The sequence below is a fragment of the Burkholderia sp. WP9 genome (genome assembly GCF_900104795.1).
In the GTDB taxonomy this organism is placed as follows: domain Bacteria; phylum Pseudomonadota; class Gammaproteobacteria; order Burkholderiales; family Burkholderiaceae; genus Paraburkholderia.
Window position 1 is genome coordinate 4,335,255 of record NZ_FNTG01000001.1, and the last position, 12,964, is coordinate 4,348,218.

Consider the following 12,964-nt stretch of genomic DNA (forward strand, 5'->3'; position numbering starts at 1 on the left):
TTTTGCGGTTCGAACGGCGGCTCCGTTATCGCGCGGATCCGCCGGCAATCCTTGCTTCAACGCGGTCCACAAGACGGCGTGTTGGACCCGGCGGGCAGCATCGTATCGATGCCGCCCGCCTTTCTATATGCGGAAAGGTTGACCGACCGTCCCGACGGGCCGCGAAGCAGTAGCGGCGGCCACGCAACAACATGGTTTATAGCGATACTTTCAGAATAATTACTTTGCTAAACTGGCGCCGGTTCTTGCCAAGGAGATCAAAAATGAAGGTTAAAAAAGCTGCGCTGCTGCTCGCGACTCTCGGACTGTTTACGGTTGGCGCGCATGCGCAAGACGCTGGTACGCTGAAAAAGATCAAGGACACGGGCGTCATTTCGCTGGGCCATCGCGAATCGTCCATCCCGTTTTCGTATTACGACGACAAGCAGAACGTTATCGGCTACTCGCAGGAATTCGCCCTGAAAGTGGTGGAAGCGGTGAAGCAGAAGCTGAACATGCCTGGCCTGAAGGTCAAGCTCACGCCGGTCACGTCGCAAAACCGTATTCCGCTGGTGCAGAACGGCACCGTCGACATGGAATGCGGCTCGACCACCAACAATGCTGAACGTCAGCAGCAGGTTGCCTTCTCGAACACGATCTTCGTGATCGGCACGCGCCTCATGACCAAGAAAGACTCCGGCATCAAGGACTGGGCCGACCTGAAGGGCAAGACGGTCGTTACGACTGCCGGGACCACCTCCGAGCGCCTGCTTCGCAAGATGAATCAGGACAAGAGCATGGGCATGAACATCATCAGCGCGAAGGACCACGGCGAGTCGTTCCTGACGCTCTCCACGGGCCGCGCCGCTGCCTTCATGATGGACGACGCACTGCTCGCGGGCGAACGCGCCAAGTCGAACAATCCGGGCGATTTCGTGATCGTCGGCGCGCCGCAATCGCATGAAGCGTACGGCTGCATGATTCGCAAGAACGATCCGGAATTCAAGAAGGTGGTCGACGAGGCAATCGCCAAGGTCGAAACCTCGGGCGAGGCCGACGCGATCTACAAGAAGTGGTTCGAATCGCCGATTCCGCCGAAGGGCCTGAATCTGAACTTCCCGGAAAGCGATGACATCAAGGCGCTCTACAAGAGCCCGAATGACAAGGCAATCGATTAAACCTTAGCTGTTTTTTTGAAACGCTGAACGAAACGGAAGGGGCCACGCGCTTCTTCCGTTTCTTTTTGCTGGAGTCTTGGTCATGTCATATCACTGGAACTGGGGCATTTTGCTGAGTCCGGTCTCCACCGGCGAGCCGACCACCTATCTGGGCTGGTTGTTGTCGGGCTTCTGGGTGACGATCACCGTGTCGCTGTCGGCATGGGTGATCGCGCTGATCGTCGGGTCGTTGTTCGGCGTGCTGCGCACCGTGCCGAACAAGTGGGCGTCGGGTATCGGCACGGTCTATGTCGCGATTTTCCGAAACATTCCGCTGATCGTGCAGTTCTTCATCTGGTATCTGGTGATACCGGAGTTGCTGCCTGTTTCCGTGGGCAACTGGTTCAAGCAACTGCCGCCGAGTGCGCAGTTCTTTTCGTCGTCGATCATCTGTCTCGGGCTCTTTACCGCCGCGCGCGTGTGCGAGCAGGTGCGCTCGGGTATCAACGCACTGCCGCGCGGCCAGCGCGCCGCGGGTCTGGCCATGGGTTTCACGCAGTGGCAGACCTATCGTTATGTGCTGCTGCCGGTCGCGTACCGGATCATCGTGCCGCCGCTCACGTCCGAGTTTCTGAATATCTTCAAGAATTCGGCGGTGGCGTCGACGATCGGTCTGCTCGATCTGTCCGCTCAGGCGCGCCAACTGGTCGACTACACGTCGCAAACGTATGAGTCGTTTATCGCGGTCACGCTGGCGTACATGCTGATCAATCTGGTCGTGATGCAACTCATGCGCTGGGTCGAAGCCAAGACCCGGTTGCCCGGCTATATCGGAGGCAAGTAATGCATCATTTCGACTGGAGCGGTATTCCGGGCGCATTGCCTACGCTGTGGACCGGCGCCGTCGTCACCTTCAAGATCACGTTGATCGCGATCGTGTTCGGCATTGTCTGGGGCACGGTCCTCGCCATGTTGCGGCTGTCGTCGTTCAAGGCCTTCGAGTGGTTCGCGAAGGGCTACGTAACGATCTTCCGTTCGATCCCGCTGGTGATGGTGCTGCTGTGGTTCTTCCTGATCGTGCCGCAAGTGCTGCAGAACGTGCTCGGGTTGTCGGCGGATATCGACATTCGCCTCGCGTCGGCCATGGTCGCGTTCTCGCTGTTCGAGGCGGCGTACTATTCGGAGATCATCCGCGCCGGCATTCAGGCCGTGCCGCGCGGGCAGGTCAACGCGGCGTTCGCGCTCGGCATGAACTACGCGCAGGCCATGCGCCTGATCGTGCTGCCGCAGGCATTCCGCGCCATGGTTCCGCTGCTGCTCACGCAGGGTATCGTGCTGTTTCAGGATACGTCTCTCGTCTACGTGATCAGCCTCGCCGACTTCTTCCGCACCGCCACGAATATTGGCGACCGTGACGGTACGAATGTCGAGATGGTACTGTTCGCGGGCGCGTGTTATTTCGCGATCTGCGTGATCGCGTCGAGCCTCGTCAAAGGTCTTCAGAAAAAGGTCGCAAGATGATCTCTATCAAGAATGTTTCGAAGTGGTACGGTCAGTTCCAGGTGCTGACCGACTGCACGACGGAAGTCAAAAAGGGTGAAGTGGTGGTGGTGTGCGGGCCGTCGGGTTCGGGCAAGTCCACGCTGATCAAAACCGTCAACGGCCTCGAGCCGTTCCAGAAGGGCGAGATCATCATCAACGGTCAGTCGCTGACCGACAAGAAAACCAATCTGTCGAAGCTGCGTTCCAAAGTCGGCATGGTGTTCCAGCACTTCGAACTGTTTCCGCATCTGTCGATCGTGCAGAACCTCACGCTTGCTCAGGTGAAGGTGCTGGGCCGTTCGAAAGACGAAGCAACGGCGAAAGGGCTGAAACTGCTCGATCGCGTGGGCTTGCGCGCGCATGCGGACAAATTCCCGGGGCAGTTGTCGGGCGGTCAGCAACAGCGCGTGGCGATTGCCCGCGCGTTGTCGATGGACCCGATCGCCATGCTGTTCGACGAGCCGACCTCGGCGCTCGATCCGGAAATGATCAACGAAGTGCTCGACGTGATGGTCGAACTCGCGCAGGAAGGCATGACCATGATGTGCGTCACGCACGAAATGGGCTTCGCGAAGAAGGTCGCGCACCGCGTGATCTTCATGGACAAGGGCTTGATCGTGGAAGACGACCGCAAGGAAGACTTCTTCGCCAATCCGAAGTCGGATCGCGCGAAGGACTTTTTGGCCAAGATCCTGCACTAAGTGTGTTTTGAAGCCGCGCCGTTCAGGCGGCGCGGTGCTGCGGCACAGGCAAAAAGAAGCCGCTCTGAAAGAGCGGCTTTTCTGTGTATGGCGATCCGGCTTGAGCGAATGTAGCGGGCTTTAAATGGTCAGGTGATGTGCTCAAGCGCTCAGGATTCGAACGCTGCCGCGTCGTCCGCTGCTTCGAGGTCCACCTCGGCGTCCCGCTCGGGCATGGGCTCGATCGAAGCTGCGATCGTACTGGCCGAAGCCGACGCATCCAACGCGGGATTGCGCAGCTTTTCCAGTACCGAAGCCGACACCGGCACGTTGACGCGGTCAATCACCTCGCCGTGCTGGAACATCATCAGATCGCCCGGTTCGAATGCGCTCCAGACTTCGTTGTCGGTCAGCGGCTTGGTGGCGATGACCGCGACGCGGTCTTCGGGCGTGGTGTACTTGGCGAAATCGATCGACACGTCCGCGTCGACGAGATGCGCGGTGGAAAACGGCCAGCGCCGCACGATGTAGTGCAGATGCGTGGAGCAATGCGCGAACAGCGCCTGGCCGTTCGACATCAGGAAATTGAACACGCCGAACTGCGTGATTTCGCGCGTGAGGGTTTCGAGCGCGGCAAACAGTTCGTCGAGCGGCGGCTGCTGCGCGCCGGGAAAAGCCTTACGCAAACCTTCGAGCAGCGCGCAGAAAGCGAGCTCGCTGTCGGTCGTGCCGACCGGCTGATACACGCCTGATAACACCGGCGAATAATCCTTGAGGTCGCCGTTGTGCGCAAAGATCCAGTGGCGTCCCCACAATTCACGCATGAACGGGTGGCAGTTTTCCAGCAGGATATGCCCCTGCGTCGCCTTGCGGATATGCGCAATGGTGTTCTTCGATTTGATCGGGTAGCGCTTGACCATCTCGGCGATCGGCGAGGTCGCCGACGATTGATGGTCGATGAACAGGCGGCAGGCTTTGTCTTCAAAGAAGGCGATGCCCCAGCCGTCGGCATGGTGATCGGTGACGCCGCCGCGCGCCGCAAAGCCGGTGAACGAGAACGTGACGTCCGTTGGCGCGGCGCAGTTCATTCCGAGTAGTTGGCACATGTTGCGGGTAAGCCTGTGAACGGGTCGAGCCGTTACAATGATGATTTTCCAAGCATATCACCGAGCCAGAAACGCCAAATAGCAAAATTGACGTGTGTTTATGCCGCAACGTTGCGGTTTGACCGCATAGATTGGCTTTTGTCGTCGAATCTCGTCCCCTGCCGCCATGACTGCTTCCAACGCTTCCCTCGACTCCATCACGCTCGCCCGCCCGGACGACTGGCACCTGCACGTCCGCGACGGCGCGATGCTGGCCGCCGTGCTGCCGGACACCGCGCGCCAGTTCGGCCGTGCGATCATCATGCCGAACCTGAAGCCGCCGGTCACGACCACCGCGATGGCGCAGGCTTATCGCGAGCGGATCGTCGCCGCGATTCCCGAAGGCGCGAAGTTCGAACCGCTAATGACGTTGTACCTGACCGACAACACGCCGCCCGACGAAATCCGCCGTGCGCGCGAAAGCGGCTTCGTGCATGGCGTGAAGCTGTATCCGGCGGGCGCGACGACCAACTCGGACGCGGGCGTCACCGACATCATGAAGTGCGCCAAAACGCTCGAAGTAATGCAGGAAGTGGGCATGCCGCTGCTGGTGCACGGTGAAGTGACCGATGCGTCGATCGACCTGTTCGACCGCGAGAAGGTGTTCATCGACCGGGTCATGACGCCGTTGCGCCGCGCGTTTCCGGCGCTGAAGGTGGTGTTCGAGCACATCACCACGAAAGACGCGGTCGACTACATCCGCGAAGCCGGCGTGGCGCCGGGGCTGCTGGGCGCGACGATCACCGCGCATCACCTGCTGTACAACCGCAACGCGATCTTCCAGGGCGGCATTCGTCCGCATTACTACTGCTTGCCGGTGTTAAAGCGCGAGACGCATCGCGTGGCGCTGGTCGAGGCGGCGACGTCGGGCAATCCGCGCTTCTTCCTCGGCACGGACAGCGCGCCGCATCCGAAGGGGTTGAAAGAGCACGCTTGCGGCTGCGCGGGTTGCTATACGGCGCTGCACGCTTTGGAGCTGTACACGGAAGCGTTCGACAAAGCCGACGCGCTCGACAAGCTCGAAGGCTTTGCAAGCTTTTTTGGCGCGGACTTCTACGGTCTGCCGCGCAGCGAGGAGAAGGTCACGCTGCGTCGTGAAGAATGGACGCTGCCGGCCGAGTTGCCGGTTGGCGATACGCCGGTCGTGCCGCTGCGCGGCGGCGAGTCGATCGGCTGGCGTCTCGTTTGAGGTTGCGGTAGATGCAGGCGCATGAGGCGAAGCCGGCGGGCTTCGCCGCAATCGACTGGGCAAGGCCGTGGTTCGCGCCGTTCGCCGCACGCGGCAGGCGCTGGCAGCAGGCCGCGCTGACGGGCTACGAGGCCCTGCTCGCCGAGATGAACGCCGATGCCGGTGAAACGCGGCAAACCACGGGGCGTGGCCAGCGCCTTGCGTTCATCGCACAGGACGATCTGCCGCCAGGCGCGGCGTACGAGGCGCATATCGCGTCCACCGGCTGCGTGCCGACCCGCCACAATCTGCACGACTTCTTCAATGCGTCGATGTGGTTTGCTTTTCCGCGCATCAAGGCGGCGCTGAACGTGCGTCAGTCGGCGGCCATCGATGCGTTGGGCGTCGGCCCGACCCGCGGCGGCGTGCGCGATACGCTGACGCTGTTCGACGAGAACGCGCTGCTGTTCGCATGCGCGGATCCCGCTTTGAGCGCGGCCTTGCGCGGTTTCGACTGGCACACGCTGCTGGTGGCGCGGCGTGATGCGTGGGGCATGAGTTGCGAAGTGCGCTGCTTCGGCCATGCATTGCTGGAAAAGCTGATCGCGCCGTTCAAGGCCTGCACGGGCCACGCGTGGATCGTCGATGTGCCGGCTGCATATTTCGAATGGGACGCGACGAAACGGGACGTGTGGCTCGACGAGTCCGTCGCCGAGGCGCTGCTCAGTACCGACGCACTCACGAGTCGCATGTTCGCGCCGCTTCCAGTGCTGGGCATTCCGGGCTGGTGGCCGGAGAACGAATCTCCCTCGTTCTACGACGACACTGCCGTATTTCGCTGCGGGCGGCGCGCGCGTTGAGCGCGTTGGGTTCGGTCGCATCTCATCTTGGCCATTCGGCTATTTCAGCCGTCGGCTCGGCTCGGGGCTCCCGCAGGTGTTAAAATCCGCCGCAGCAAAGCAGGCCAGGCAGTCGCGGCCTCCGAGGTTTCGGCCAACGAGGGCGAGGAAAGTCCGGACTCCACAGGGCAGGGTGATGGCTAACGGCCATCCGTGGCGACACGCGGAACAGGGCAACAGAAAGCAAACCGCCGATGGCCCGGCGCAAGCCGGGATCAGGTAAGGGTGAAACGGTGCGGTAAGAGCGCACCGCGGCTGCTGCAAGGCAGACCGGCACGGTAACCTCCACCCGGAGCAATTCCAAGTAGGCAGGCTAGCATCTTCGAGATGCAGGACGGGGCCCCCGTCACGTCTGCGGGTAGGAAGCTTGAGCGCGTCAGCAATGGCGCGCCTAGAGGAATGGCTGCCACGCGTGTTGCGTCTTCGGACGTGGCGCGTGCACAGAATCCGGCTTATCGGCCTGCTTTGCCACCGAACAAAAAATGCCGGCGTCCTTCTGGACGCCGGCATTTTTCTTTTATCAGGCCGTTTTCGGGCGGCGCGCGTTTGAACCCGCGCCGCAGCCGCAGCTCGGCGCTCAGCTCGCCACGATGTCGAACGAGTGCGTCAGCTCAGCGGTCTTCGCGATCATGATCGACGCCGAGCAGTACTTGTCGTGCGACAGGTTGATTGCGCGTTCCACGGTGGCCGGGTTCAGATTCTTGCCCGTCACGGTGAAGTGAAAGTGAATCTTGGTGAACACTTTCGGATCTTCGCTGGCGCGTTCGGCTTTCAGCGTCACCGAGCAATCGCTGATTTCCTGACGGCTTTTCTTCAGGATCATCACGACGTCGTAGGCGGTGCAGCCGCCCGTGCCGAGCAAAACCATTTCCATCGGACGCGGCGCGAGGTTTCGGCCGCCGCCTTCGGGCGCGCCGTCCATCGCCACCAGATGGCCGCTGCCCGTCTCGGCTGCGAACGCCATCCCGTCTTGCCCCATCCAACTCACTTTGCATTCCATGCTGTGCTCCACCGCGCTTCGCTATATCGAGACGGCATTGTAGCCCGGTGTCTGAGCGTCCGCCCGAGGCGACTTTTGTCGCAAAGTTATGCGTGATGACGGCTTGCGTGTTGCGCTGCGGCATGTTCAGCCGATTCGGGAATGCCCTGACGAGTTTAGGGGTTTTACTCTAGACGATGTCTACCTGAATATCAGGTCGGCCGACCTTTAGTGACTGATTTAAAAGAGAATTCGTTGCTTTGAAGCTGAGAATGATGATTGCCGCATTATGAAATGGCATTTCGCAATGCAAATGTTCTTGCGTCGCACAAGGTGCGCTCATATAATTCGATCTGTCTCCTCCACCTCCTCCTTTGGTGGATTAAACCCGAACCGCTAGTTCGGGTTTTTTTTCGCCCGCGCGTTTCGTCCGAGAGGCCGCATGACGTCCGCGTCTTGTCCCTTCCGGGCAAGCCGAATCAGGCACGGAAGGGCTCCGAAACGCGCTCCCCGGCTGCCGGATTGCCGGGAATCTCACGCAAAGTCCCGTACGTTTTGACTTGCCGTAGCAAATTCCTTTATAATTCAGGGCTTTTCCGCATCCGCGCCCGCGGAGGAAGAACCAGGGAGAGCCTGCACGCGCCTCGATGCGCACACTACAAGCAGGAAAAAACACATTGGGCGCAGCAATTTTTTTGGATCGATCATGAAGACGTTTTCCGCAAAAGCCCATGAGGTTACGCGTGAATGGTACGTGATTGACGCGACGGATAAGGTTCTCGGGCGTGTCGCCAGCGAAGTGGCACACCGTCTTCGCGGCAAGCACAAGCCTGAATTCACTCCGCACGTCGACACCGGTGATTTCATCATCGTTATCAACGCCGGCAAGCTGAAGGTCACGGGCAACAAGGCTACTGACAAGAAGTACTACCGCCACTCGGGCTACCCGGGCGGTATCTATGAAACGACGTTCGGCAAGATGCAAGAACGCTTCCCGGGCCGTGCGCTCGAGAAAGCGGTCAAGGGCATGCTGCCGAAGGGCCCGCTCGGCTACGCGATGATCAAGAAGCTGAAGGTCTACGCTGAAGCAACGCATCCGCATTCGGCACAACAGCCGAAAGCGCTCGAGATCTAAGGGGAGCCCACATGATCGGTAACTGGAATTACGGCACGGGCCGCCGCAAGAGCGCCGTCGCACGCGTCTTCATCAAGGCAGGCAAGGGCGATATCGTTGTGAACGGCAAGCCTATCGCCGATTATTTCTCGCGCGAAACGTCGCTGATGATCGTGCGTCAGCCGCTGGAACTCACGAACCACGGCGTTACGTTCGATATCAAGGTCAACGTGACGGGTGGCGGTGAAACGGGTCAGGCCGGTGCGGTTCGCCACGGCATCACCCGCGCGCTGATGGACTACGACGCAACGCTGAAGCCGGAACTGTCGAAAGCTGGTTTCGTCACGCGTGACGCTCGTGAAGTCGAACGTAAGAAGGTCGGCTTCCACAAGGCACGTCGCCGGAAGCAATTCTCGAAGCGTTAATCGTTTCGGGTGCAAACCGGCTTTCGGGCCGGTGCGCTGCAAAAGCCGCCAACGCTTTCGCGAAGGCGGCTTTTTTCATGGGTTCGCGGCTCGCTGCTGGTGCGGCAATTGCGGCAACGAACTCGTCGCCGGAGTGGCGATTTATCCCGCTCTGACGGGCTGGTGGCGGCAAACGCGCCTGTCGTTGATTTCTGTAAGAACCCATTGACTTTGTGGGCTTCGGCACGATATCGAGATCAGCCCTACAATAGCGGTTAGAAGCTTTTTGGAGAGTTCGAATGAACGCAGTCACCGAAACACCCGTGACCGAGATGCCCGCCCCCTTCGTTTTTACCGACGCAGCGGCTGACAAGGTCAAGCAACTGATCGAAGAAGAAGGCAATGCGGACCTCAAACTGCGCGTTTTCGTGCAGGGCGGCGGCTGCTCGGGCTTTCAGTACGGTTTTACGTTCGACGAAGCCGTCAACGAAGACGACACCGTCATGAACAAGAGCGGCGTCCAGCTGCTGATCGATTCGATGAGCTACCAGTATCTGGTGGGCGCTGAGATCGACTACAAGGACGACATCAACGGCGCGCAGTTCGTCATCAAGAACCCGAACGCCACGACCACCTGTGGTTGCGGTTCATCGTTCTCGGTTTGACGGCCGGTTGTTGAGCATCAGATTGTGAAAAACGGGGCTTCGGCCCCGTTTTTTATCGCCTGCGCTAAAATCTGCGCCGCGCTCAACGCGGGTAGATTGCCCCGAGTACGCGCTCGGCGGACGCGCCCGTCACCGCCGGCAAATTGCCCGGACGACGCGCCACGCAGCGCATCGCGAGCCACGCGAACGCCAGTGGCTCCACCTGGCTCGGCGGCACGCCGAGCGCATCGGTCGTCATGACGGGAACGCCGCTCACGCCGCTGTCCTCCAGCGCCTGCTGCAAGGACCGCATGATCTCCGGATTGCGCGCGCCGCCGCCGCACACATAGACCGCTCGCGCGTCCGACGCATGCCGCTCGATTTCGCGCGCGACCGTCACCGCGGTAAGCGCAACCAGCGTCGCTTGAACGTCCGCTGGGGCGAGGGTGGCAAACGGCTGCAGCTTCGCGTCGAGCCATTGCGCATTGAACAGGTCGCGGCCGGTGCTTTTCGGCGGCTGCTGGCTGAAAAAGGGCTCGTCGAGCAGGGCGTTCAGCAGCGTGCGATCCGCCTGCCCGCCCGCCGCAAAGTGGCCATTTTCGTCGAACGGTTTGCCCAGATGGCGCTGCGCCCATTCGTCGAGGAGTGCGTTAGCCGGCCCGCAATCGAAGCCGCGCACGCTGCCGGTCGCGTTCAGAATCGTGATATTGCTGATCCCGCCGAGATTGCAGACCACCCGTGTTTCGTTCTTCGCGCCGAACACGGTGGCGTGAAACGCCGGCACGAGCGGCGCGCCCTGGCCGCCGGCCGCCACGTCGCGGGTGCGGAAATCGGCGATCACGTCGATATGCATCATTTCCGCGAGCAGCGCCGGGTTGTTGATTTGCCGCGTGTAACCCTTTTCCGGCCGATGCCGCACCGTCTGCCCGTGCACGCCGATCGCGCGCACCTCCGCGGCGGGTACGCGGCTGCCGTGCAGCAGTTCGTGGCAGCACACCGCGTAACGCGTGGCGAGTGCATTGGCGGCCAGCGCCTCGCGCTCGATCTCGTTGTCTCCGGGTTGCTGGAGCGCGAACAATGCCTCGCGCAGGCCCGCGGCAAAGCCGACAAATGCTTCGGCCAGCACGACGGGCGGCTTGCCTTGCGCGAACCTGACGGCCACGCCGTCCACGCCGTCCATGCTCGTGCCGGACATCAATCCAAAGTAGACGCCGTCTGCGGGGTCTTGCGCCACGTTGCTGCTCCTCTCGATGGTTCGTTGCGATCCGTTGTAGCAGATTATCGGGTGAAGCGCGGCCGAATATAAAGCGCAGCAATGCCGGCGGCACGGCGCCGGACGCGGAAATCGCGTGTCCGCGGCCCGCCTGCGGCTGCGTCGATGGGCGCGGCGGCGCGCATCTATGGGACAATCTCCTTTTTTCGCGACTTCAAGTTTCCAGCATGAGCACCGAGTCCACCAAGCCCAGCCCCGCCTTCCCGATCACCGACGAAGTCCGTCACGCCCTCGCCGTCACCAAGCGCGGGGTCGATGAACTGCTGATCGAAGACGAATTCGCGCAAAAACTCGCGAGGAGCGCGGCGACGGGCAAGCCGCTGCGTATCAAGCTCGGTCTCGATCCGACCGCGCCGGACATCCACATCGGCCACACGGTCGTGTTGAACAAGATGCGCCAGTTGCAGGATCTCGGCCACACGGTGATCTTTCTGATCGGCGATTTCACGTCGCTGATCGGCGATCCGTCGGGCCGTAACGCCACGCGCCCGCCGCTCACGCGCGAGCAGATCGAATCGAACGCGAAGACGTATTTCGAGCAGGCCGCGCTCGTGCTCGACCGTGACAAGACCGAGATTCGCTACAACAGCGAATGGTCGATGCCGCTCGGCGCCGACGGCATGATCAAGCTCGCGTCGCGCTACACCGTGGCGCGGATTCTCGAACGCGAAGATTTCACCAAGCGTTTTCAGGGCGGCGTGCCGATCTCGATCCACGAGTTCCTGTACCCGCTCATGCAAGGCTACGACTCGGTCGCGCTGAATGCGGACCTCGAACTCGGCGGCACGGACCAGAAGTTCAACCTGCTGGTCGGCCGTGAATTGCAGAAGCAATACGGCCAGGAACAGCAGTGCATTCTGACGATGCCGCTGCTCGAAGGGCTGGACGGCGTCGAGAAAATGTCGAAGTCGAAGAACAACTACATCGGCATCAGCGAAAAGCCGACCGACATGTTCGGCAAGCTGATGAGCATTTCCGACGTGCTGATGTGGCGTTACTTCGAACTGCTGTCGTTCCGGCCAATGGAAGAAATCGCCGGCTTCAAGAAGGAAATCGAAGCAGGCCGTAATCCGCGCGACTTCAAGGTGTTGCTCGGCCAGGAAATCGTTGCGCGCTTCCACTCGCAAGCCGACGCCGAACGCGCGCTCGAAGACTTCAACCATCGTGCGAAGGGTGGCGTGCCGGACGATATCCCGGCCGTGACGCTCGCGGGCGCACCGCTCGCGATCGGCCAACTGCTCAAGCAGGCCAGCCTCGTGCCGTCGACGAGTGAAGCGCTGCGCAACATCGAGCAGGGCGGCGTGAAGATCGATGGCACGACCGTGTCGGACAAGGGCCTGAAAGTCGAAGCCGGCGAGTACGTCGTGCAAGTCGGCAAACGCCGTTTTGCACGCGTCACGCTGACGGCATGATGAGTCGAGTATCGCCTCTGGCGTCGAACCGATGATCGCGCTGATTCAACGCGTGCGGCGCGCGGAAGTGCGCGTGGCCGACCGGGTGACCGGCGCGATCGAGGCCGGCCTTCTGGCGCTGGTATGCGCCGAACGCGGCGATACCGAGGCGGCGGCCGACCGGCTGCTCGCCAAGGTGATCGGCTACCGCGTCTTCAGCGACGCGGCCGGCAAAATGAATCTCTCCGTGCAAAATCTCGACGGCGCCGGGCGCGCGGGCGGCCTGCTGCTCGTGTCGCAGTTCACGCTGGCCGCGGATACCAACAGCGGCCTGCGTCCGAGCTTTACGCCGGCCGCGCCGCCGGATGAAGGCAAGCGCCTCTTCGATTATTTCGTCGCGGCAGCGCGCGCGAAACATCCGATCGTCGAAACCGGCGAATTCGGCGCCGATATGCAGGTGTCGCTCGTCAACGACGGGCCGGTCACGTTCTGGCTGCAGACCAACGCCTGATCTTCTGCCGTCGTTCCCGCATGCGTGCTGCGGCGCGCAGCGACCTTTCCGCCCTCCAGCCGCTTTTTGCGACAATAG

Annotated in this window: 14 protein-coding genes and 1 other RNA gene; 12 read left to right on the forward strand and 3 right to left on the reverse strand. The window is 61.3% G+C overall.

All coding sequences use genetic code 11. The features are described 5' to 3' along the window. Positions 1-263 precede the first annotated feature (263 nt). From BLW71_RS19315 to BLW71_RS19330, 4 genes are all read left to right on the forward strand, one after another. Complete coding sequence (locus BLW71_RS19315) at positions 264-1,157, forward strand: glutamate/aspartate ABC transporter substrate-binding protein (RefSeq protein WP_091799176.1); 894 nt, start codon at positions 264-266, stop codon at positions 1,155-1,157. Positions 1,158-1,239: 82 nt separating this feature from the next. Continuing rightward, positions 1,240-1,980 (forward strand): amino acid ABC transporter permease, encoded by a 741-nt coding sequence (locus BLW71_RS19320; RefSeq protein ID WP_091799179.1) that lies wholly within the window; start codon positions 1,240-1,242, stop codon positions 1,978-1,980. Next, positions 1,980-2,657 carry a glutamate/aspartate ABC transporter permease GltK gene (gene gltK / locus BLW71_RS19325; protein ID WP_091799182.1) on the forward strand — a complete coding sequence of 226 codons (678 nt, stop codon included), beginning with the start codon at positions 1,980-1,982 and terminating at the stop codon, positions 2,655-2,657. The genes BLW71_RS19320 and gltK overlap by 1 nt, the downstream gene beginning before the upstream one ends. Then, positions 2,654-3,379: an amino acid ABC transporter ATP-binding protein gene (locus BLW71_RS19330; RefSeq protein WP_007180417.1), complete on the forward strand. Its 726-nt coding sequence runs from the start codon at positions 2,654-2,656 to the stop codon at positions 3,377-3,379. Before gltK ends, BLW71_RS19330 begins: the two co-directional genes overlap by 4 nt. 149 nt (positions 3,380-3,528) lie before the next feature. Here the strand turns inward: BLW71_RS19330 and BLW71_RS19335 are convergent, their stop codons facing one another. Continuing rightward, the gene (locus BLW71_RS19335) at positions 3,529-4,464 is read right to left on the reverse strand and encodes a class II glutamine amidotransferase (RefSeq protein ID WP_091799185.1); all 936 of its coding nucleotides are present in this window, start codon (positions 4,462-4,464) and stop codon (positions 3,529-3,531) included. A 166-nt stretch (positions 4,465-4,630) separates the two neighbouring features. On the opposite strand from BLW71_RS19335, the gene pyrC reads away from it, so the two are divergent. The 3 genes from pyrC to rnpB all read left to right on the forward strand — a co-directional run bounded on the left by pyrC (position 4,631) and on the right by rnpB (position 7,041). Next, positions 4,631-5,692 carry a dihydroorotase gene (gene pyrC, locus BLW71_RS19340; protein WP_091799188.1) on the forward strand — a complete coding sequence of 354 codons (1,062 nt, stop codon included), beginning with the start codon at positions 4,631-4,633 and terminating at the stop codon, positions 5,690-5,692. Positions 5,693-5,703: 11 nt separating this feature from the next. Beyond that, positions 5,704-6,531 (forward strand): DUF3025 domain-containing protein, encoded by an 828-nt coding sequence (locus BLW71_RS19345; RefSeq protein ID WP_091799191.1) that lies wholly within the window; start codon positions 5,704-5,706, stop codon positions 6,529-6,531. Positions 6,532-6,627: 96 nt separating this feature from the next. Then, an RNA gene (gene rnpB, locus BLW71_RS19350) (RNase P RNA component class A) lies at positions 6,628-7,041 on the forward strand. Positions 7,042-7,147: 106 nt separating this feature from the next. On the opposite strand, the gene BLW71_RS19355 is transcribed toward rnpB, so the two are convergent. After that, positions 7,148-7,570: an OsmC family protein gene (locus BLW71_RS19355; protein WP_091799194.1), complete on the reverse strand. Its 423-nt coding sequence runs from the start codon at positions 7,568-7,570 to the stop codon at positions 7,148-7,150. Between the two features lie 685 nt (positions 7,571-8,255). Here BLW71_RS19355 and rplM point away from each other — a divergent pair. The 3 genes from rplM to erpA all read left to right on the forward strand — a co-directional run bounded on the left by rplM (position 8,256) and on the right by erpA (position 9,732). Then, entirely contained in the window at positions 8,256-8,684 is a 429-nt protein-coding gene (gene rplM, locus BLW71_RS19360) for a 50S ribosomal protein L13 (RefSeq protein WP_020069304.1), read from the forward strand. A gap of 11 nt (positions 8,685-8,695) precedes the next feature. Next, complete coding sequence (gene rpsI / locus BLW71_RS19365; protein ID WP_011489810.1) at positions 8,696-9,088, forward strand: 30S ribosomal protein S9; 393 nt, start codon at positions 8,696-8,698, stop codon at positions 9,086-9,088. A gap of 278 nt (positions 9,089-9,366) precedes the next feature. Then, positions 9,367-9,732: an iron-sulfur cluster insertion protein ErpA gene (gene erpA / locus BLW71_RS19370; RefSeq protein WP_013340463.1), complete on the forward strand. Its 366-nt coding sequence runs from the start codon at positions 9,367-9,369 to the stop codon at positions 9,730-9,732. A gap of 82 nt (positions 9,733-9,814) precedes the next feature. On the opposite strand, the gene BLW71_RS19375 is transcribed toward erpA, so the two are convergent. Next, positions 9,815-10,945, reverse strand: coding sequence for an anhydro-N-acetylmuramic acid kinase (locus tag BLW71_RS19375; RefSeq protein ID WP_091799196.1), 1,131 nt, complete (start codon positions 10,943-10,945; stop codon positions 9,815-9,817). Between the two features lie 206 nt (positions 10,946-11,151). Here BLW71_RS19375 and tyrS point away from each other — a divergent pair, with 206 nt between their 5' ends. Together tyrS and dtd are read left to right on the forward strand one after the other, a co-directional pair. Next, positions 11,152-12,396, forward strand: a complete 1,245-nt coding sequence (gene tyrS / locus BLW71_RS19380; protein ID WP_091799199.1) for a tyrosine--tRNA ligase — start codon at positions 11,152-11,154, stop codon at positions 12,394-12,396. A 31-nt stretch (positions 12,397-12,427) separates the two neighbouring features. Further along, entirely contained in the window at positions 12,428-12,886 is a 459-nt protein-coding gene (gene dtd / locus BLW71_RS19385) for a D-aminoacyl-tRNA deacylase (RefSeq protein ID WP_091799202.1), read from the forward strand. The last annotated feature ends 78 nt before the right edge of the window (positions 12,887-12,964 follow it).